This is a genomic window from Leptospira tipperaryensis (assembly GCF_001729245.1).
GTDB classification, from domain to species: Bacteria; Spirochaetota; Leptospiria; order Leptospirales; family Leptospiraceae; genus Leptospira; species Leptospira tipperaryensis.
The window spans coordinates 3795716-3817471 of the sequence record NZ_CP015217.1; the positions used below are offsets into that span (position 1 = coordinate 3795716).

General features: G+C 42.3%; 18 protein-coding genes. 13 read left to right on the forward strand and 5 right to left on the reverse strand.

Translation table 11 applies throughout. The annotated features are described in order from the left end of the window. The first annotated feature begins 359 nt into the window (after positions 1-359). Positions 360-2465, forward strand: coding sequence for an ammonium transporter (amt, locus tag A0128_RS17860; RefSeq protein WP_083244174.1), 2106 nt, complete (start codon positions 360-362; stop codon positions 2463-2465). Here amt and A0128_RS17865 read toward each other — a convergent pair. Next, entirely contained in the window at positions 2462-3493 is a 1032-nt protein-coding gene (locus tag A0128_RS17865) for a cyclic nucleotide-binding domain-containing protein (RefSeq protein ID WP_069608749.1), read from the reverse strand. The two genes, amt and A0128_RS17865, sit on opposite strands and share 4 nt — an antisense overlap. Before the next feature lie 219 nt (positions 3494-3712). Here A0128_RS17865 and map point away from each other — a divergent pair, with 219 nt between their 5' ends. After that, positions 3713-4471, forward strand: coding sequence for a type I methionyl aminopeptidase (gene map / locus A0128_RS17870; RefSeq protein ID WP_069608750.1), 759 nt, complete (start codon positions 3713-3715; stop codon positions 4469-4471). A 21-nt stretch (positions 4472-4492) separates the two neighbouring features. On the opposite strand, the gene A0128_RS17875 is transcribed toward map, so the two are convergent. Beyond that, positions 4493-5281, reverse strand: coding sequence for an SDR family NAD(P)-dependent oxidoreductase (locus A0128_RS17875; RefSeq protein ID WP_069608751.1), 789 nt, complete (start codon positions 5279-5281; stop codon positions 4493-4495). Between the two features lie 246 nt (positions 5282-5527). Between A0128_RS17875 and A0128_RS17880 the strand changes: the two genes are divergently transcribed. Continuing rightward, positions 5528-5968 (forward strand): hypothetical protein, encoded by a 441-nt coding sequence (locus A0128_RS17880; RefSeq protein WP_083244176.1) that lies wholly within the window; start codon positions 5528-5530, stop codon positions 5966-5968. A 123-nt stretch (positions 5969-6091) separates the two neighbouring features. Here A0128_RS17880 and A0128_RS17885 read toward each other — a convergent pair whose 3' ends face one another. Then, positions 6092-7804 (reverse strand): acyl-CoA dehydrogenase family protein, encoded by a 1713-nt coding sequence (locus A0128_RS17885; RefSeq protein ID WP_069608752.1) that lies wholly within the window; start codon positions 7802-7804, stop codon positions 6092-6094. Positions 7805-7864: 60 nt separating this feature from the next. Here A0128_RS17885 and A0128_RS17890 point away from each other — a divergent pair, with 60 nt between their 5' ends. After that, positions 7865-8089 carry a hypothetical protein gene (locus tag A0128_RS17890; RefSeq protein ID WP_156781876.1) on the forward strand — a complete coding sequence of 75 codons (225 nt, stop codon included), beginning with the start codon at positions 7865-7867 and terminating at the stop codon, positions 8087-8089. A 7-nt stretch (positions 8090-8096) separates the two neighbouring features. Here the strand turns inward: A0128_RS17890 and A0128_RS17895 are convergent, their stop codons facing one another. After that, positions 8097-11480 (reverse strand): hypothetical protein, encoded by a 3384-nt coding sequence (locus tag A0128_RS17895; protein ID WP_069609387.1) that lies wholly within the window; start codon positions 11478-11480, stop codon positions 8097-8099. 212 nt (positions 11481-11692) lie between these two features. On the opposite strand from A0128_RS17895, the gene A0128_RS17900 reads away from it, so the two are divergent. From A0128_RS17900 to A0128_RS17930, 7 genes are all read left to right on the forward strand, one after another. Further along, complete coding sequence (locus tag A0128_RS17900; protein ID WP_218918950.1) at positions 11693-12100, forward strand: MerR family transcriptional regulator; 408 nt, start codon at positions 11693-11695, stop codon at positions 12098-12100. A 1-nt stretch (position 12101) separates the two neighbouring features. After that, on the forward strand, positions 12102-13028 hold the full coding sequence (locus A0128_RS17905) for a DMT family transporter (protein ID WP_069608755.1): 927 nt from the start codon (positions 12102-12104) through the stop codon (positions 13026-13028). A 10-nt stretch (positions 13029-13038) separates the two neighbouring features. After that, complete coding sequence (locus tag A0128_RS17910) at positions 13039-14187, forward strand: hypothetical protein (protein WP_156781877.1); 1149 nt, start codon at positions 13039-13041, stop codon at positions 14185-14187. 173 nt (positions 14188-14360) lie between these two features. Next, positions 14361-15692 carry a porin gene (locus A0128_RS17915; RefSeq protein WP_156781878.1) on the forward strand — a complete coding sequence of 444 codons (1332 nt, stop codon included), beginning with the start codon at positions 14361-14363 and terminating at the stop codon, positions 15690-15692. Between the two features lie 81 nt (positions 15693-15773). Continuing rightward, positions 15774-16301 carry a peptide-methionine (S)-S-oxide reductase MsrA gene (gene msrA, locus A0128_RS17920; RefSeq protein WP_069608757.1) on the forward strand — a complete coding sequence of 176 codons (528 nt, stop codon included), beginning with the start codon at positions 15774-15776 and terminating at the stop codon, positions 16299-16301. 124 nt (positions 16302-16425) lie between these two features. Beyond that, complete coding sequence (locus A0128_RS17925) at positions 16426-17499, forward strand: alpha/beta hydrolase (RefSeq protein ID WP_069608758.1); 1074 nt, start codon at positions 16426-16428, stop codon at positions 17497-17499. A gap of 20 nt (positions 17500-17519) precedes the next feature. Further along, positions 17520-18485, forward strand: a complete 966-nt coding sequence (locus tag A0128_RS17930; protein WP_069608759.1) for an alpha/beta hydrolase — start codon at positions 17520-17522, stop codon at positions 18483-18485. On the opposite strand, the gene A0128_RS17935 is transcribed toward A0128_RS17930, so the two are convergent. Beyond that, positions 18451-19062, reverse strand: coding sequence for a uracil-DNA glycosylase (locus tag A0128_RS17935; RefSeq protein WP_069608760.1), 612 nt, complete (start codon positions 19060-19062; stop codon positions 18451-18453). The genes A0128_RS17930 and A0128_RS17935 overlap by 35 nt on opposite strands. A gap of 45 nt (positions 19063-19107) precedes the next feature. Between A0128_RS17935 and A0128_RS17940 the strand changes: the two genes are divergently transcribed. Both A0128_RS17940 and A0128_RS17945 read left to right on the forward strand, forming a co-directional pair. Then, positions 19108-20112: a ligase-associated DNA damage response exonuclease gene (locus A0128_RS17940; protein ID WP_069608761.1), complete on the forward strand. Its 1005-nt coding sequence runs from the start codon at positions 19108-19110 to the stop codon at positions 20110-20112. 337 nt (positions 20113-20449) lie between these two features. Further along, positions 20450-21748: an ankyrin repeat domain-containing protein gene (locus A0128_RS17945; RefSeq protein ID WP_069608762.1), complete on the forward strand. Its 1299-nt coding sequence runs from the start codon at positions 20450-20452 to the stop codon at positions 21746-21748. Positions 21749-21756: the final 8 nt, after the last annotated feature.

A 21756-nucleotide genomic window follows, 5' to 3' on the forward strand; every position in this document is an offset into this window, starting at 1 on the left:
CAAATTGTATCAATTGCGCTCTTCGCATTAAAATATGTATTCAATTTTGATCATAATCATTATCCCCAAAAGCCGTAATAATGATTCAAAAAGAATTCTAATAAATCGTTTTACAACGTTATGATGATCTGTTTCTTATTCCAAAGAAAGTATCATTTTGTTTCACATAAGCAATAAACTTAAGAACAGAATCATAACGAACCGATTATAAAAATAAAAGGCTGTCCCCTAAGTTATCTTTTCGATACCGCGTTAGACTCGATCGGATGACTTACGCTCTCCTATCTATAAATGATAACGAATTCGGGAAAAACCTAAGATAGAAAAAAATTTGGGATTCAATTTTACAGGAAGTATGCATGCATTTAATGTTTATGGGCTCGACTGAAAAAACACTAACCGACGTTTTATGGATCTTACTCTGCTCAGGACTTGTTCTATTGATGCAGGGGGGATTCTTAATCTTAGAATCCGGATTAACAAGAGCTAAAAACTCGATCAACGTCGCGATCAAAAACATTGCCGACTTCGGAATCGCTACGGTTCTTTTTTGGTTTATCGGATTTGGCTTAATGTTCGGCCAGTCTTGGAAAGGAATTTTAGGAACATCTTGGTTTATTCCCGTATTTCCTCCCGATGATATTTGGAGCCCGGCCTTCTTTCTATTTCAATTGGTCTTCTGCGGTACTGCGGCGACGATCGTCTCGGGAGCCATCGCAGAAAGACTCAAATTCGTTTCGTATATCATTTCAACGATTCTTATTTCCGGCTTTATCTATCCTATCGCGGGACACTGGGTTTGGGCCGGGCTTTATCAATCGGAAACACACGGATGGTTATCAGTTCTGGGCTTTAGAGATTTCGCAGGTTCTTCCGTGGTTCATAGCGTGGGCGGTTGGGTCGCCCTCGCGTTTTTACTCGTAGTCGGGCCTAGAACAGGAAGATTTGTGGAAGGAGAACCTCCTCGTAAAGTTACCGGAAGCAACCTCCCCTTAGCAATGTTAGGCGGAATCATCCTTTGGGTCGGTTGGTTTGGATTTAACGGAGGAAGCACTCTCGCCTTTGACAAACACGTTCCGACCGTACTTTTAAACACGGTGCTCGCCTCGGGCGCCGCGATGTTTTCCGGGTTGTTCGTGGGCTGGTTTCGAAAAGGTTATCCGGACGCGGTCCTTCCTTTAAACGGATCGTTAGGCGGTCTTGTAGCAATCACCGCTTGTGCGAACGTGGTGAACGCGATGGAAGCCGGATTGATCGGAATTCTTGCCGGAATTCTTGTATCTCCCATCGAAGATATATTAGAAAAATTTAAAATTGACGACGCGGTCGGAGCTGTACCTGTTCATTTGGGAATGGGAATTTTCGGAACGCTTTGTGTCGGCATTTTTGGAAATCTTCAAATTCTAAATTCAGGTTTAACTCGCTGGGAACAAATCCAAGTTCAGCTTTTAGGAATCGCTTCCATCGGGACATTCGTCTTTGGAACCTCGTATCTGTTTTTTTCGACGATCAATCGATTTTTTAAATTGAGAGTCGATCCTGAAGAAGAATACCAGGGATTGAATATTTCTGAACACAGAGCGACGACCGAATTGATCGATCTTTTTTTGGTTATGGAACATCAAAAAAAAACGGGAGACCTGAGTTATAACGTTCCCGTCGAACCCTTTACCGAAGTCGGGCAAATCGCAGATCGATACAACCAAGTCCTCGGCACGGTCAGGATCACTTTAGACGAGAACGAAAAGGCAAGAAAAGAATTAGCCAAAGCTTATTCAAAAGTACAAAAGGAACAAGAACGAGCCGAAAAACTTTTGTTAAATGTTCTTCCGAAGTCGATCGCAGATAAACTTAAAAAAGACAGCTCCGTAATCGCTCAGAGTTTTAGCGAAGCGAGCATTCTATTTGCCGATATCGTAGGCTTTACCGAAATCGCAGGAAAGTTTCATCCTGAAAAAGTGGTCCGGATTTTAAACAAGGTATTTTCGGCGTTCGATCTTATGGCGGAAAAATACGGTCTCGAAAAGATCAAAACGATCGGAGATGCGTATATGGTGGTGGGCGGTCTTCCTCAACCGAGAAAGGATCATACATTAGCAATTGCTCATATGGCATGGGAAATGATGGATATGCTCAAACGATTTAGGATTAAGGAAGGAAATCTAAAACTCGATATGAGGATAGGAATCAACACCGGACCCGTTGTCGCAGGGGTAATCGGAACCAAAAAGTTTATCTACGATATCTGGGGAGATGCGGTCAACGTAGCGAGTAGAATGGAGTCGCACGGTTTGAGCGGTCAAATCCAAGTAACTAATTCCACTGCGGATCTGATTTCCGAAGAATTCTCGATGGAAAAAAGAGAAGACGTAGAGATCAAAGGAAAAGGAAAGATCAACACCTTCATCCTTACCGGGCGAAAGAATCTTCCTTCGGAAGAACTCTTTTTCGGATTTCAACCTTAAGAATTTTCTTTGTTCAAGGCTCCGGCCGTTTCCGGTTCGGAGCTGGATTCGGAAGATTCAGTTTCCACTTCGTTCACCGAGGTGGAAGCCTGTTCCGCCAAATGATCGAGTCCTTCCCCACTTTCGCCTGCAACTTCCACAGTTTCAGAAACATGAGTCACACCGTTGCCAAGATTCGCTTCCGCTTCCTTACTCGTCTTAAAGCAGTGATTGAGAATCGTAAAATCGTAGACGATCGTCTTAAACACATTGAAGAATAATTTAGGATTCAAGGTAAGAACTCGATACAACAAATTTCTATCGATCGAAGTTACGATCGCAGTATCTTCGACAGCCTTCACCGCAAAAACTCTCGGGTTCGAACCGATCAGAGAAGATAGATCCAATAAATCGCCGGGATGATAGTCTCTGATTTCAGATTCGGATCCGTCTCTAGCTACTTTACAAAGTACTAATTTTCCTTGTAGAACAAACCAGAGTTTTTCCGAAGCGGGTTCGCCGGAATGAAACAGATACTTTCCTGGAGGAAAATAATTGCTAAGATGTCCGTAGATTCTGCTGATTACCCCTAGATTATGAATTCTACAATTCTCATAATCGTCCGCAAATTCCAAATTGGAAGGATCGATTTTTATAAGATGTTGCAATTGTGTGAAGTTAAGCTCTTCTCGATAGTGTCGACTCGCCGCAGTCAAAAGCATCCGAAACATAAATTTCGGATTTTTATGGATCATGTTTTCGATGATGCTACTGTCCAAGGAAATCAAACGAACTTCATCCGTCGCGGAGATCGCTGACGCGGTTCTTTTACCGCCGGTTAGAAGAGCCATTTCTCCGAAAAAATTGTTTTCGTTAATTCGACAAATAGCTCGTTCTTTACCGTCAACCGTCTCGGACAAAACGACTGAGCCTTTAGAAATAAAAAACATCTGATCCTTAGAAGGATCTCCTTGTCGAAAAATAATCTGACCTTTGGAGTATTCTATCGGTTGAATATGATTGAGTAAGTTCTGTGATTCAGGAGGCATTTGCTACTATTCTTTTATAATTTAGAATCAAGAGACGAAAGGTTTGAAATGATTCTTAAAAGGAAGGAAAAAAAAGGAAGAATCCAAAGGGGATTAACCCAAAAGGATTATTGATTTCCAAATGATAAGCAGAGAGAATCGTTTTTTAAATGGAAAAGCCTGTTACGAATCCATTGACTTCGTAGTTGAAACCAAAAAAATCGAGTCGGAGAAAACCAGATGTCTATTGAAACAGAAAAGGATCTAATCGGTCTGAAAAAAATCGGGAAAATCGTGGGACTCGTTCTAAAAGAAATGAAAGCCTTTGCAAAATCCGGAATGTCCACCAAAGAGTTGGATGACTTCGGACTCGATCTTTTGAAAAGATACGGGGCAAGATCCGCTCCCGTGATTACATACAACTTTCCCGGCACGACCTGCATCAGCGTGAATCGTGAAATCGCACACGGAATTCCATCTTCCAAAAAAATTCTAAAAGACGGTGATCTGATCAATATCGACGTCTCCGCAGAACTTGGTGGATACTTTGGAGACAATGGAAGTTCTTTTATCTTAGGGCAAGCGCATCCGATTCTTAGCTCGTTGGTGGATTGTTCTCGGACTTCTCTTTACAAAGGAGTTGCTCAGGCCAAAGCAGGCAATCGAATCAGCGACATCGGAAAAGCGATTCACGAGGAAGCAAAATCCTACGGATTCACCGTTATCAAAAATTTAATGGGACATGGAACCGGAGGAAGCCTTCACGAAGCTCCAAAGTATATTCCTTGTTATGAAGACAAAAGATATTCTCAAAAACTAAAATCAGGAATGGTTCTTGCTATAGAAACGTTCATCTCCACAAAATCCGAAATCGCAATGGAAACTTCCGACGGATGGACCCTCGTGACCAGAGACGGAAGTTACGTCGCTCAACAAGAACATACGATCGTGGTAACAGACCAAGAACCGATTCTTCTTACTGCGAGCAACGGAGTATAAGGATATTCTAAAATTCTAATTTTATCTCTTTTTGCCTATGGAGAAAACGATCGATCCCATCCAAGCGGACATTCTCCGAGGCAAAATGGAAGTTAGAATCTGCTGAATCCGATTCACCCAGCCTACGACGATGATAGTCTGATTTTTTTCCATTCCGGAAAGAGCCGTCTTTACTACTTTCTCCGGAGTTAACCAAAGGAAATCGGGAGTTCTAAAACCTTTCGGAAAAGCCTTGTCAAAGAATGGAGTTCGAATCGGTCCCGGGGAAACCGCGTGCACGCTCACTCCTGTTCCCTTGAGTTCGTAACTCAATCCATCCGTAAAATACAATACGAAGACCTTGCTCGCTGCGTAGATCGTAAAATACGGAACCGGTTGAAACGAAGCGGTAGAAGCCAAGTTAAGAATTCTTCCTTTACCGTTTTCGATCATGATCGGAAGAAGTTTTCGCGTCATCGCCGCTAAGGCTTCCACGTTGACTCGAATCGTGGTGAGAAAACTGGACTCGGGTTCTTTCGCAAAGTCGCCAATGTAACCGAGGCCGGCATTGTTAACCAATAGATCCGGTTTTAATTTCTTTTTCGTTAAATAAGAAACGATTTTTTCTCGCCCCTCCGAAACCGAAAGGTCGGCGGGAATCGTATGAACTTCAATTCCAAACCTTTTCTCCAAGTTGCTTTGAAGATTTTTTAAAGAACTCGAAGATAAGTCGGTGAGAATCAAATTGCTTCCGTTTGCGGCGAGTTGATTGCAAAATTCAGTTCCCAATCCGCCCGATGCGCCCGTGATCAAAGCCAAATCGTATTTCATATTCATTTCCTTTTAAATTTTTTGAATGTGGAGGAACGCGAATCATCGATTTACGTTCTACCTTGAGGGATATCGTTTCCGAAGAAAGAATTCCTAAATCCAAGTGGGGACGATTTTACAAAAACGTGAATTATTTTTCGATCCGAATAATGAGATTCGGGATTTAATTTTGGTTTTCGATTCTGCGCCTACTCGGTTATGATTTCAAATATGAATCTCAATTGTAGAATTCTTAGAATCTCCCTGATGACAATGATAGTAATTTCTTTCGGACCTTTGTTTGCGCACAAAGGAAAGGCAAGTTTTGTCTTAGAGGAATTTTCGAAGCTCACGGATCAAATCGATCTTTTGAAAGACGGCGCCGTGGCTACGGATGCGTTGGAAGTTCTTTTGGAAAAAGGCGGTGAAAAAGAAAAGGATTCCGAAATTTTCAAGAAGGCGCTTCCGATCACGAGGGAACTCGGGAAAACGACGGATTCTAAAACCAAACAAGAATTATACGGAGAACTCGTAATTCTTTTCGAACGGGTGATCGGTTATCACGATCGATCCGGGGCCGCTCTTTATCACTGCCCCAAAACCGGAAAACAGTGGATCACAAATTCTGAAATCGTTAAGAATCCATTCGATCGAAAGAATACGTCCTGTATTCGAAAAAAGGAGAATAGAGATTCTCCCTCGAAATGAATTTCAACGAAAGAATCTTTTTTGCGAAACGAATTACAATCGCGAAAAAATTCGATTCTTAAATTCAAAACTACTTCTTGGATCCGACTTTTTCAAATCGCAGAAGTAGTTTTTTAATTTTTCCTAAGCCGGAACCCCGCTGACTTCCTTTAGTTTTGCAAGATTTCCTTCCAAGATCGAAAGCGTGTCCAGATGATAATCCTTTGCGTGTTTGAGACGAGCTTGTCTTCTTTCTTCCGGAATTCTACGGCAGGAAAGTTCCAAAAGAATTCCCGCGAGAAGACGAGAACAGGTCATAACAACTTCTTCCGCGTAGGTATCTTTGTCTTCTCTAGCGGGAAGATCCTTGTAAAGAGAAACGAGTTCTTGAAATCCGTGAAACAATTTATGTACAAGAGAAGAATCCAACTGGTTCACGAGTTCGGTCAGATATTCTCCGAACGTATGCGTAAGACCGGAAGTGATTCCGCCGATACTTGCGTTGATCTGGATTTGAGAAGTCCCGTCGTAGATAGTCGTAATCCTTGCATCTCGATAGATTCTCGCGATATCATAGTCTTCCGTATAACCGGCGCCTCCGTGAACCTGAAGCGCATCACTCACAACTTTTAAACAAGACTCGGAACAATAGAATTTGCTGATCGGGGTCAGAACGTTCGCGATCTTTTCCCAATAACGAACCACGGTATCGTTCTTCGCTTCCTTTTCGGAAGCCCCTTTTTTTTCCAAACGAAGCGCGCGCCAGTAGTATCGATCCATCACCCTCGATCCTTCCAAGGTCAGACAACGCATCGCAAGGGTTTCCCTTTCAAGACGATCGATAATTTTTTTCACCGCAGGAATTTCAATCAGGGGTTTTCCGAATTGAATTCTTTCTTTGGAGTATTTTAGAGCTTCATAATATGCTGCAGTCGCGAGTCCCGTGGATTGTTGTGCGATTCCCATTCTCGCTCCGTTCAACATTCCCATCGTATATTTTATGAGGCCGTATCCTTCTTCTCCGATCAGAAGCCCCGGTGAATTCTCAAAGACAACTTCGCAAGTAGGAGAACAGTGAAGTCCGAGCTTGTTTTCGATTCCCGCGATCTGAACGTCCGGACTTTGAACGAGGAAAAAAGAAAGTCCCCTCGCACCGGAACCGACTTCTCCGGAACGAGCCAACGTGAGAAGAATCGCCGGAGTTTCTCCGAAGCCGCATCCGTGAGTGATAAAACGTTTGGTTCCGTTCAAGACCCAATTCCCATTTTGATCTTTTGTAGCTTTGGTTCGAAGATTGGGAAGATCGGATCCGTGATCGGGTTCTGTGAGCCCCATAGCACAGACAAATTCACCCGCGGCCAAACGAGGAATCCATTCTTCTTTCATTTCTTTGGATGCGTGGCGTTCCAATATTTCAGCGAGATTGACACAACCGATAGCAATGGCGAGTGACGCGTCTACGCGATAAAAAATTTCGGAAATAAATGATTTCACGGTCCAGGGAATTCCAAGTCCGCCGTATTTTCTGGAAAACCCGTAAGCCTGCACGCCCGCTTCGACGACCTTCGCGACCAATTCTAACATTTTGGGAGGAAATTCTACCTTTCCGTCTTTGAATCGCAATCCTTCTCGATCCAATTCCGCAACGTGAGGAGAGAGAATGTTTCCGGCAAGATCGCCGACCGTTTCCAAAACCGTTTTATAATATTCTTTCGCTTCCGTAGGATTGGTAGGACCTCCGTCGGATGTGTCGGAGAATTCGTTTTCGTAATCGAGGATGATTTCGGTCCAGGGAAGGATGTGCTCAAAGTGATCCTGGATATCTTGGGTATCCGAAAAATAATTGTTCTGAATCATGGAACCTCCGGGGATTCCACCAGTGTAAGAGATGAGAAAGGGAGAGAAAAGGAAAATTGTGTGAGTTCCTACTTTTGGGGAGAATTTTCCGGAGTTTTGGGTATCGCTCTTGGAATTCGAGGTCGGAACTACGGAGTTTTTCAAAACGAAGCCGACCTTTTCTCTCGTCCACGAACCCGAAATCTGCAGAAAACCCCCTTGAGAAGTAGGAACTCCTTCTTTTCAAGGGGGTTCTCGAAAAATACGGGCGGCTCCGCCGCGAAGGTCGGAACTCCGGCCGCCTAACTACTCTTCAGCGCTTTTTCTTCGTTTTTTTCTTAGCGACCTTGTAACCCAAAATCTGGGCCATCTTCCAAATATCGTTGAGAGTTTTTTGAGAATCCTTTTTGAGTAGGGAAGAATCCAAACTCGACTCAGCCCTCGAATTTTCCAAAATGCTGTGCAGATGGAATTCTTCGATCCCGAACTTCACTTCCTTAGAACTCAATTGGATCCAAAATCTCGGACCGTATTCTCCGCCGCTGATTCTTTGTTCGAGCTCGATTCCTTCTTCTCCCAAATCGGGAAGTTCACTCAAAACGATTTCGGGATTCTTTCTCGCGGCTGCATCCAAAATGTAATGCGTTTCCGAATCTTTTTTGGTTTCTTTCCAAAGACTTTCGAGGGTGTTATCTCCTTCTCTTCCAAACCACGGAAGAATCGAAGGAAGTCTGGATGCAAGCGCTTCTTCCGTTGAAGACGAAGTATAAATGTGCGGGTTGGTATAACTCAATCTTCTTTTGATCAGCTTCAGGATCGTCTCGAAAGAATCCTTATCTTTCAGAAGAAATAATTTCGCCGATAACAAATCCCCCCAAGCGGCCCACTCCGGCGGATTTGAATTTAGAATCTTCAAGAGGGCTTCTTCGTCCAGTTGTAAAACCTGAGTCCATTTTTTTCCTTCTTGTTCGATAAATCGAAGAAATTGAAGACAATACAATTTCCAATCCGATCCAGCATAAGGAAGATCTAATATTCCCGCGTAAACCGGGATCGCGGATTCTCCTTGGATGAAAAGCGCTTTCATCGCCTCCCAGCGGTCATAGTTCCCGCCGTATCTATATTCATCGCAAGAATAACGAAGCGATTCTTCCAGCCAAGGCCCTCCGATCTTGACGACATCCGGATTGATATATTTTTTTTCTCTAATATTCTGAAATACGTGTTGAACGCTGTATTTTTCCGGTTTTAGAATCGCGGCCGGAAGTTCCTTTGGATTTTTAGAAAGACGATTTGCATATTCGTCATCGTCGTCAAAGGCCGGAAGTTCTTTGTCTCCGATCTGAATCCAAGCGTTTCTCGCGGCGTCTTCTATGTATGTCCAAGTATAATCCACCATCGGACTCGGATCCGCGTAGACGTAATAGTAGAGATGGTTTTTGAGTTCTTGAATCTTTGCCTTTCCCACGGCTCGAATCGGGCCGTAGGCACGATATTCTTCTCCGCGATTTCCTAAAATTCTTTGAGCGAATTGAATCCATTCTTCTCGATTCGGTTCCAAGAACAAAAGCCCGGAAAGATAACAGGCAAGTAGATCGATCGAAATTCCCGGACTGGAATTCTTTTCAGCTTTTTCGAAGAGATCTTTCAAACCGGATTTTGCACTTTCGGGATCTAACACGGCCCATGCGATGGCCCCTTCCGAAAGATTGACCAATTGATTAAACTGGAGATAAGAATCTCTTCCGCTTCCTTTGATCTGAGATCCCATCTCCAAATACGTTCGGATATAGTCCAAATTTTCTTTGAATCCCATCTTTGCAGAAACCGCGAAAGCATAACCAAGAGCGATTCCAAAGATTCCTAAATTGTTTCTATAAGTGAGAACCTTGTTTGCGAGTTTTCCGGATTCTTCGTCCCCGACCAAAAGACGTTCGTTCAAGGCTTGTTGCAGATAACTAAAGACGGTGAAGATATTGTTTAGGTTTGGCCCTTCGTCCTGCACCTTCTTCTTTTTTTCAAGAGCCCCGTCCAAAGTTTCAAAGAACTTCCACGCGGCTTCCGTCCAAATCGAAAGGGCGTCCTCGTGTTCGCTTTCCAAAAGACAACTGATAACTTCTTCCAAACGTTTATCGTCTTGTTTTAGTTTTCGAACCGCGTCTCGAAAAGCGTTCATCGCATTTTGATCGTCAAGCTTGCCTAACGTTTTGATAATTCCGGCGTAAGCTTTTTTATTTTCTACGTCGTAGTTTAAACCTTGTCTGAATGCGGCGGAAATCGGAAGTGAAAGACGCAAATCCAGATCTTCTTTATTAAAAGGCCATTCGTTATAGGAAGAATCCGTTCTTTCCTTAAAATACTGTTCCACCGTTTTCGAGAATTTTGGATCTTTTTTACCGATTTCCTTTAAAAGGAAATCGTGAGTCTCCACGTCTTCCGGAAATTCTTCCATCAAAGAAAGAGGAGCTTCCCCTTTCTGAATTCTTTTTTTCAAATCCGCGGTCGCGATTTTCTTTTTTCCGGACAAACCCGTAGCTTCTTCCAGAAGTTTTCTATTCTGGGGTTCAATCTGAGAAGCATCACAGTTTTTGAATGTTTGATCTCTCAGTTCCTGTAATTTTTTTCCCTTTACTTTTCCTAAAGAATCCGATTTTCCATCGAGTAGTAATAAAACCGATTTGGCGATGCCCGGAAGAATTTTTCCCGGAAGTTTTTTGGCAATCGAGCAGGCTTCTCTACAAGCATTTTCATTCTTCATAAAGTAATGAGCGAGAATCCAATAGGCTGCGAGTGGATGTGATTTTTCTAAGATTTTCTTTTCCGCTTCCCAATCGCTGAACTTCGGCGCTGACGCCAACTTTTCAGCGTAAGCATAAGCCGGATCTCCGTAAGAATGGCCTAAAAGCCAAGCCGATCTTTCAAATAGTTCGAGAGACTTTGTGTGGAACTGCCTTTTATCGTATTTCTTCTGGGCTTCCTTTTCGTATTGTTTGAGGAGCTTTTCATCCAAAACGGATTCGATTCTTTCTTCCGGTTCGCCTTCTCCGTCCTCGTCATCCTCATCATAGTCGTCGTCATCTTCTTCCGAGGACCAATTGGAAGCGATGAAGTGACTGATGGAAAAAAAAGGCTCATCTTCCAACTCACCGATTTCGTGATTGTAGCGATGCACTTCTGCGGAACCTTCCGCATTAGGAAGTAAGTTCACCCAACAACTGTCGCCGCCTCCATCCGATCCAAAGTCCGCGACTCCCGTAAATAAAAACATCAGACCCTGATAGGATCCAAGGATGGAATTCAATTGTTCTTCGAGGTTTTGAGCTTTTTTTAAAAGAAATTTCTGAAAAGAAACGGCGCGATAATCGGGGTCGTAATCTTCCTCTTCGGATTCTTCTTCGATCTGAAGACCACCTTCGTGATCGATCATATTCCAAATATCGCTTACGTTGTACATGATTTGCTCGTAAGCAAATCGAACGTTCTCCCATTCTAAAATTTCTTCGGGAGGTCGAAAGCCGTAGAGTTTTTCAAATTGATCCAAAAAATTCGCGGGAGCTTTTTTCTTTTTAGATTCAAACGCCTTCCAAAAAAGGTCACGATCGGATTGTTTTGACAACATCCTATCGGCTATAATTTCGGCTAACTTTCCCGAGGAAAGATCTGACTTTTTGAAGGAAGGAACGGATTTCTGTGTCATAGAAAAATAACAAAAATCTCCTTTCATTTTTGATTCTTTTTTTAACTTCTTTTTTTAGGGAAATTTAAACTTAGAGCTAACTCTAAGTGAGTCAAAAGATTTAGAATCAAACGCCTCTTAGTCTTTTTTTGAAAGAATCGATTCTTTTTTCGAGACGAAGCCTTGACTTAGAGCTAAGTCTAAGCGGTATGATTTCTAAGCAGGAGAATTCAGTGAGCGAAACCCTAAGTATTTCTCAAATTTCAAAAATGACGAACTTCAGTCCGCATACGCTTCGTTATTACGAAAAGATGGGACTTTTACCGCATCCGGAAAGAAGTCACGGAAAAGACCGCAAATATTCCGAAAAAGAGATTCGACATCTAAAAGTGATACGAACGCTCAAAGAACTGAGTATGCCTTTGGAAGACATCAAAGAGTTTATCAAAGAAGGTTGTATCTTAGATAAAATTTCCAAGGGTGAGAATCTGAAACCGCCCTTGAATAAGAGAATTCGAATTCTTAACGCGCATCTTACGACCTTGGAACAAAAGAAAAAAGATCTGGAAGTTACGATCAAACTCACCAAGGCAAAACTCAAAGAGTATGAAACTCTTCTTGCAAACGAAGAAAGGACTTAATATGAACTCGATCAAACCGTATCTTTGTCTTGTGCTTTTCGCATTGATCACCGGGACTACGTTCCAGGTGGCAAAGGAAGCCCTTCTCTATTTTTCTCCCGCACAAACCGGTGCTTTACGTTTTGTGTTAGCTTCGATTCTTCTTTTTACTTTTGTTTTTTTGAGCGATCGAAAACTGCTCAAAGTAAATAAAGAACATCTCAGAAGTTTTATATTTCTCGGGATCGTTGGAGTCTTCGGATTCAATTTCTTTTTCTTCCTGGGAATGCGAAAAGCTTCTCCGGTAAACGCGGCGATCATCGTGGCGCTCAGTCCTGCGATCACGATTTTTCTTTCCTATATTCTTCTGAAAACCAAGATTACCTTTCTTCAGTATTTAGGAACGGTCGTTTCTTTTCTCGGAGTTCTTGTAGTGATCTCGGACGGAAACTTGAGTTCGATCCGAACGGTCTTGGAGGGTGAGGGAATTCTTTTTATATTCTTAGCCGCCGCTTGCTGGGCCTTATATTCGGTAGGAATGAAAAAATATCTCAAAGGAGTTTCTACGGTTCAAATCACTACGTTTACTTCTTTTTTTGGAACGATTTGTTTGCTGCTTCTGATTCTTTTAAACGGAGACTATCACATCGAATGGAGTAAAACTCCAAGTTCGGCGTGGTTTGCAATCCTGTATATGGCGGCGTTCACAACATTCTTCGGTTATCTTTTTTGGAATTACGGAATCCAAAAAGTCGGTCCAGATAAGGCCGCAATCTTTGGAAATCTGATTCCGGTCGTCGCCATGCTAACAACTTTGTTTTTAGGAGAATCCCTAAATCTTTTCGATGTAATCGGCGCGCTTCTGGTTATAGTCGGAATTTTTATCGTAAATTCTAAGTTCAATCGGGTTCCAACGACACAAACTATAAAAACTTCCACAGCAGGTTAATTATAATATTATGATGCAGTTTATTAAAATAATTTTTTTCCTTTTTGTTTTTGTTCATTCTCTTTCAGCGCAAGAAAAACAAACCCCGGACATTCAATCCGGAATTCCGGAAGACAATCCGAAAAATCTTCCGAAAGCAACGGATAAAAAACCGGAATTCGGATTTAGTCAAACGGTGGCCAACGACGTCTATGTTTTGGGGAATAGCCTCTTCGGTGAAAGGCTGAGTAGAAGAAACAACGAATCTTACGAAACATTCTCGCAAGGACTTGTTTTGGGAACGTTTGTAAATTTTTTCACGCCGATTCCGGGTTTTAGAATGAACCTGATCATGGCCAATCCTCTGATCGGTCGATCCAATACGGATAACGATTTCTTTTATCAATCCGCTCCTGGAGGCGCCGACGAAACGAACAAGGTAATTCAATCCTTACAATCCGGTCAGTTGACCTATGATCCGAATCAAATCAGACCGAGAAAGGAAAACAACGGACTCAGAGACTATTTCATAGGACAAATTCTCTACGAATGGAATACTTCGATCGGTCAATTCTTCACCGGATTTTTAGTCGTAAACAGCGCGAACTATCCCACCAACGCGAGTCTCTTCAATTACACGATGGGATGGAAGCCGCTCTTTCTCGAATATCTGAAACCGGAGATAGTTTCCAACTATCGGATCTCTTCGGAAACCGCCGGACTCAACCAAGGAAACAGTCATCACCGAGCTGCGATCAGTCACGAGTACGAACTTACAAAGGACTTCAAATTCGTTCCGGGAATGCAAGTCGGTTATCAATATTTTAATAACAATACGGACAGAAGATCCGGAGTTACGGACATCACCGCGAAACTGCAACTGAACTTCAAAGACATGAATGTAAGCGTCAGCGACGTCTATCGACCCGATCTTTATCTTTTTGACAATGATCGAGTTTACCCAAAAGCAAACGGAGTACAAGCCGACACCAACGCGGACGACGGAAAAGTCGCGGATCCTTCCAAAATTCATGGAACCGTCAATCAGACCGTGGCTTCCGCGATTCAGTCTCTTCCTTTGGACACGGCTTCAAAGTCTTATCTTCTCAATTCTTACCAGCAACAACACATCGCAAAACATCACTTCGTGATCAATCTCGGTTACGTAACTAAATTTTAGAATTTCGTTATAATCCCGCGCTCAAATTCATGAGCGCGGTTCTTCTTTTTGACTGGATTTTTTTATCCGGAATCTATAGGATCTTAATTCTTTCTTAACTCCAAGAACCGAATCCTAATTTCTATTTGATACGACCCTCTTGAATTTTGAAAATGATCTTATAAGATTCAATCATGACACATAAAGAAAATCTTTTTCAGTTAGAATTTTTGATTAAGCTAAAGTTATACATCCTACGTCTTCGGAGTTCTATAACTCAAGGAGTTGGTGCGGATTCTAAGGTTTGGTTTTTGCTTCCGACCTACTCTTTCCGGATCTCACTGATTTTATTTTTTTTCTTTTCGATCTCGATTCATTCCCAGGAAAAGAAGGAAGAAAAAAAGGAAAACACCATTCAAAGTTTAGATTCTTCTAATAAACCTGAGACACAAATCCAAGCTCAGACCAAAGAAGAAACTCAGAAAAAAGAAGAATCCAAGCCGGATCCAAAAGCTCCTAAGTTCGGTTTTTTTGCGGATTCTTATTACGCTCACAATCCCTATGCGTCCCCGTCGAGAGAAAATAAGTACCTCACACAACCCGCGCGTTGGGATGAGATCAACATCAACTTAGCCCATATCGATGGAAAAGTGGAGACGGATCAATACAGAGGAAGGGTCGCGTTTCAATTCGGTAATTCCGTAAACTCGAACTACAAAAACGAAGTTACTTCCGAAAAAAATTCCAATCAATTCTCGGTTCGGAATATTCAGGAAGCCTACGCGGGAATCAAACTCGCAAAAAATCTCTGGCTCGACGCGGGAATTTATTTCGGGAACATCGGTCTTGAAAGTTGGATCTCGCATTCGAACTGGAATTATTCCCGGGCCCTCGCCCTCGACTACGTTCCTTATTATTCGAGCGGGTTTCGGCTTTCCTATCAGTATTCTCAAAAACTTTCCTTTCAACTGCATCTGATGAACGGCTGGTCCAATATCACCGAAACCAATCGGGACAAAGCGATCGGAACTCAAATCGACTTTCAAGTAACCGATAAGTTTAGAATCACTCACAACACCTTTATCGGAAACGAAGCTCCTGACAATGAAAGAAGACAAACGAGATATTACAATAATTTAATATTACAATATCACTTTACAAAATTCTTCATCGTAGCGGGTTCCGGAGACGTCGGGATTCAAAGAGTTCCGGACCCGGGTGTAAACGCATATCGACAATGGTATATCGGAACGTTTTGGATTACTTGGAGACCGATCGAAGAGTTTAGAACTTCGATTCGTATCGAGAGAATGTACGATCGGGATCAAACGATCATTCAATCGGGAACTAAAAACGGATTTTTGACTTCGGGTGGAACTCTTACTCTCGATTACATTCCGAACGAACAAGCGATGGTAAGATTGGAGGGAAGATACTTTCGTTCTTACGATCCGGTCTTTGACTATCACAAGTCCCGTTCCAAAGAGGAAAAATTTATCGTCTTTGCGGTGACGGTTAAGATCTAATCTTCGATACGCTCTTTCTATTACGCAAAAACGGACTTGCCCCGTTTGATTTGTAATGGCAAATTGTATCGAGAGGAAAGTATGGAATTAGCAACACTGGGCGGCGGATGTTTTTGGTGTCTCGAAGCGGTTTATCAAATGGTGGAAGGTGTAGAATCGATCGTTTCCGGATATTCCGGCGGGCAGACTCGGAATCCGGATTATCGTTCCGTATGTTCGGGAACTACGGGACACGCCGAAGTTGTTCAGATCTCCTTTGATCCAAAAGTGATTACCTTTCCCGAGATCTTGGAAATTTTCTGGATCTGTCACGATCCGACTACGTTAAACCGACAAGGAAACGATATCGGAACTCAGTACCGTTCGATCATCTTCTATCATTCTTCCGAACAAAAAAAACAATCGGAAGAAGCGATCCAAAAAGCTTCGGCAAATTTTTCGAATCCGATCGTGACTCAAGTGGAAGAGTTGAAAGAGTTTTATCCCGCCGAAAATTACCATCAAAACTACTTTCAATCCAATCCGGAACAAACGTATTGTCATTACGTTGTAAAACCGAAGATTGATAAGTTTCTCAAAGTCGGGTTCAAAGTTAAAAGTAGATCTTAAAATTCTTCTTTAAAGATTCTGAAAGTAACAAGAAAGGGGTGAATCGAAGTAGAAAATCATCCTATACCAAGTTTATTAAATTCTACTTGATCCTCTCTGTAGAAGTCGATAGACTGATTTATAAATGAAATCGAATATCCAAAGAACGTTTTTGATTCTTATCCTGGGAATTTTTCTTTCCCAATGCCAAGCGAGCATACAGCTTCAAGGCGAAATCCATCATCCTAAAACGGAAGACGGTTGGGATCTAACTCTCGAACATTTCCCTCCGCTTTCCGGAAACATCACAAAAAAATATCCCGTTATATTATGCCACGGATTGATCGCCAACAGAACCTATCTGAAGATCAACGAGAAAAGTTCCATCGTAGGAAGGCTTCAAAAAGAAGGTTACGACGTTTGGTTGTTGGATCTGAGAGGAAGAAGGGAAGCGGGTTATCCGTCTCTTTTTTTCGGAGATAAGACATTCACTTATAGCATGGACGACTATATCAAATACGACGTGGATGCGGCCATCAAACACGTGTTAAATTCTACCGGAAAGGACAAGGTCAACTGGATCGGTCATAGTATGGGCGGAATGGTAGTCTACGGAAGAGTGGGAAGTCTGGGCGAAAAGAGAATCGCAAACTTTGTCGCAATCGGTTCTCCCGCGATCATGGATCCACCGAGTTCCGCGATTCGACGCTGGGGATCTCTAACGTGGCTCATGAATCTTTGGCCCGTTGTTCCCACCGAAACCTGGGCCGGCATTCAAGGTGGAACGGGAATTCCGTTTCTTCCCCAAAAATCTTTTGAAGAGCTTTTTTGGCACAAGGCCAATATAGATCCTTCGATTCTTTCCGGAGTAAAAACTACTTCCATCAATCCGGGTGCGAAGAATGAAATTCTACAGTTCAAAGATCTCGCCGAAAGCGGAGAAATGCGGAGTTTAGACAAGAAGATATCCTATTCTGATAATCTTAAGAATATCAAAATTCCCACTCTTTTCGTTGCGGGAAGAAGAGACAAACTCGGAATGTCGTATTCTCTGCGTTATGCGTATGACACGATTTCTTCCGAGGACAAATCTCTTTTTATCGCTTCCCGATCGAACGGTCATTCGGACGATTACGGACATACGGACTTGATCGTGGGAAAACACGCGGACAAAGAAATATTCGGCCCGATCGTTTCCTGGCTGGATAAAAGAAACTAAAACCATTTTGGATTTTAAGAATGAAATATACAAAAATTAAGCTTTTCACGTTCGTATTCGTTTGTATCCTATCGATTTTCGGATGCACACGTTATGTGGTCATTACCGATCAAAAATTCACTTCACAAACGGCGAACATAGCTCCGAACGTCTATCTGACTACGTTCTCCTATGAGAATTCTTCTTATCCTCCGATTTTAATCGTGGATCCCGTTTTGATCAATAAAAAGGCCCTTTATCTTGGAGATAAATCGGGTCTGATCGGAGTTTTAAACGGAAACGGATTTTCGGTTTGGCTTCTTCATTTCGAAGATCACAAAAATATAAACCTCAAAGACGTCGGAGAAAATTTGATTCCGGAAGTGATCGGAAGAATTCAAAAAGTCACCGGTAAAAAAGAATACATTCTCGGCGGCGTGTCGTTAGGCGGACAATCTCTCCTCCATTCTTTCAAAGCCAAAAAAATTCCGGACATCGCAAAGGTATTCTTTCTCGGAACGGGGATGGATTATAAATACAACGATAGTTTTATCGAGCAGATGAAAGCCGAAAAAAGACTGGGCTCGGATATAAGTTCTTCCTGTAAAAATAAGGACAGCTTCTGTAAACGTTTTATCTCTTTCGACGCCGATGATCCTACTACCCTCTTCGTTTATCAAAATCTCTTTAATTATCTTCCGGCTCTGGAAGAAAATCCGAAGACATGGGAATCTTTTGAAAATACAAACTTCCCTTCCCTTTTTATCGGAGGTAGAATCGATAACATTTCTCCGACGGAAAGTATTCATCCCGTTTACAAAAGAAAAAAAGGAAAAAGGGAATATTTTGAAGCGGGAAGAGACAACGGAATGGCGATCGACTATGATCATCTTGGTCTTTTTGCCTACGAAGACGCACCTTCCGATATTTATCAGAGAATCGCAAACTGGTTAAAGGAAACCGAAGCTGAGCCTAAGAAGGTTTCTTCCAACCCAGCAAATCCATAACTTTCTTAATGTCCTCCCAGACGTCTCGTTTGAGAGGACTGTTCTCCCCTCCGTTTCGAATTACAAAACTCGGATGATATGTAGGCATCACCGGGATTCCATAGAAAGAACCCCAATTTCCTCTGAGTTTTGTAATCCCTTCCTTTGTGTTTAAGATAAAACGTGTGGATGGATTTCCAAGAGTAATGATAGCCTTGGGTTGAATGATTTCCAGTTGTCTGAGAAGATACGGAGCGCAGGCCCTGGTCTCTTCGTCTTCCGGCGGACGATCCTTTTCGAATTTCATATCGAGGGTCGGCCTACACTTTACGATGTTTGCGATAAAGACGGATTCTCTCGGAACTCCCATTCCCTTTTCGATGATTCTTGTTAAGAGTTCTCCGGCGCGGCCCACAAAGGGACGGCCGGTCAAGTCCTCTTGTTTGCCGGGACCTTCTCCGATAAAAACCACCTCGGCTTCCGGATTGCCTTCTCCAAAGACCGTTTGTGTTCGAGTCGTGTGAAGCTTGCAAAGCTTACAATCGGTGACCTCGGATTGGACGAGACCTAATCTTCTGATTTTTTCTTCTCTGCTCATGAAAATACGTTCGATCCAGACTGAAAAAGAAATTCTCTGGAGTCAATGGAAATGATCGTCTTAACACCCGCCGGATTGTATATTCCTCAAGCCGATGTTTATGTCGATCCTTGGAAGGGAGTGCCGAGGGCGATCCTAACACACGCACATTCCGATCATACGAGAAAGGGTTCCGCTCATTACCTCTGCGCAGAATCCGGTTTTCATCTCACGCAAGAACGCCTCGGAAAAAAAGCTCCGATCGAAACACTTCCTTACGGAAGAGCCGTATATACAAATGGGGTAAGAATCAGTCTTCACTCCGCGGGTCATATCCTTGGATCTTCCCAGGTAAGAATCGAATACAAAGGGAAAGTGACCGTGATCAGCGGAGACTACAAAACGGTTCCCGATCCGACCTGCGAACCTTTCGAAATTCTCAAATGTGATACGTTTCTTTCGGAAGCGACCTTTGCAAAACCGTATTATATCTGGGAAAATACTACATTCGTATTTCAGAATATTCTAAACTTTATTTTGGAAAATAGAAACCTCGACTCGATCTCATTGCTCTACGGATATTCGCTCGGGAAGGCGCAGAGAATTCTAAAAGGATTGTCGATCGCGGCGGAGGAACGAGGGATCGACTTGGATTTTTTTGTTCACGATTCCATTCTTTCCATGAACTCGAGATACGAAGAATCGGGAATCCAACTTCCTAAAACAAAACCCTTGGATCAATGGAACCCGAATTCTAAAAATCATTTTGTTTTTCTCGCTCCTCCGGGTTCTCCGATTCCCAATCCGGAATCTAAAAAAATCCGAAGCGCCTTTTGTTCCGGCTGGATGCAGCTTTCAAAAAATAGAAAGAACGGAAGTTTTAGCAAAGGGTTTACTCTTTCGGATCACGCCGACTGGAATGAATTGGTTCAAACGATTTCCTCTACGGAAGCTGAAGAAATTCTTCTCACTCACGGAGATACGGAAGATATCGTTCGATATCTCAAAGAGAAAGGGAAGAATGCAAAGACTCTCAAAACGAAATTTCATTCGGAAGAATCTGAATTTTGAATCTGTGTTTCCGGTAAAACTCGAGAGAACGTTTAGAAAGGATTTCTTTTTTAAAAATTGGATTCTTCCGAAATTTTATCTCGAACGGACTTTAAGTCCGATTTCAACCTTTTTTCAATGAGATTTCCTTTGTCGGAACAAGTAAAACGGAAGAGGTCCCTTTCGATTGATAAAAAGGATTCTCATATTTTCAAAATGAAATGAAAGCCTTATTCTAATTATAATCCAAGAGGAATTAACGAGGAAACTCGATTACAATGGATTTCTAAAGTTTTCGAAAGAATGGAAAATTCAAATTCTATCTTTTGAATCGAAGATCGAGGAAAACAAAGTGTCCATGACAGAAAGGAACCTACCAAAACTCAAAAAAGCAAAAACGGAACATCGATATCAGATGATTCAATGGATTGAAATGGGAAGTATCGAAAAAATCCAAGAAGAAATCGAAACTCGAGGAAAGGATTTCTACGGCGCCGCTCCCTTGTTCTTTGCCGCGAGTGAAAACAGCGTTCCCGCATTGGAATATTTTGAAAGTATCGGATTTCCTTTAGACACGAGGGATTCCGGCAATCTTTCTCTTCACTTTTATGCATGCAGAGATCGCGGTAAAAGCGAAGTCGTAAGTTATCTTCTAAATAAAAATATAACGCCGGATCCAAAGGATATTCTCGAAGCCGCGGCGAAAGGAAAAATCGAAATTCTAAAACTGTATCAAACCTTTGGAATCGATCTCAAAGATCCGAATCTCAAAAACGAAAACTACACACTTTTGGAAATCGCAACGTTCTCTAACTTAGAATGTTTAAAATTTCTCTTCGAACAAGGTCTGACTTTGGAACCGAGCCTTCTACCAAGAGCGGCCAGTTTAGGAAAATTGGATATAGTTCGTTATCTCGTCTTAGAACAAAAGGCGGATCCAAACGTAAAGGTGCACGAAAGAAACGCGATTCACGAAGCCTGTTTCGGTCCGTCCAATCACGAACCCTATGAACATTTGAATATTCTAAAATTCTTACATGAGAATGGAGGAGACTTGAATTCTCCTTCAAATTGGAGAGGAGACGAAATCTATACTCCTCTTCATTTTGCCTGCAGGCCCGGAGCTCAGGATAAAATGCCCTTTATCCGATATCTTTTGGAAAATGGAGTCGATCCGGATTTACAAAATCCGAAATCGGCTCTTAGCATCGCGGATTCGAAAACAAGAAAGGAAGTATTAAAATTCTTAGAAACAAAAGGAATCAAAGTGGAAAAGGATCCTTTCCAAAGATCGTTTCAAGTTGATAAACTGATTGCCTTTGCGGAAGACGCGATTCGAAAATTTGCAAAAGAAAATCCGGAGGCCGTCGTCTTTCAATTTGTGATCGAAGGCGCGACGATGAGCATGAGCGATCTTTTTGATCCCGAATACTACGTGGGAGAATGGAAATACGAAGGTTTCGCCGAGTTCCGCGAAGAAAACGGTTTCGATTATCCTTTGTGGCAGGAACACTACGACTCAATGGGTGAAGACGAAAACTCCCCCTATGCCTTAGCGATGTCAAAGGTCATAGAGGGTCTACACGAAAGAAAAATATTCGATCTTCTCAAACGATCCAAAAATTTCGAAACAAAGATGATCGATCACATGTATTAGAAAAATTG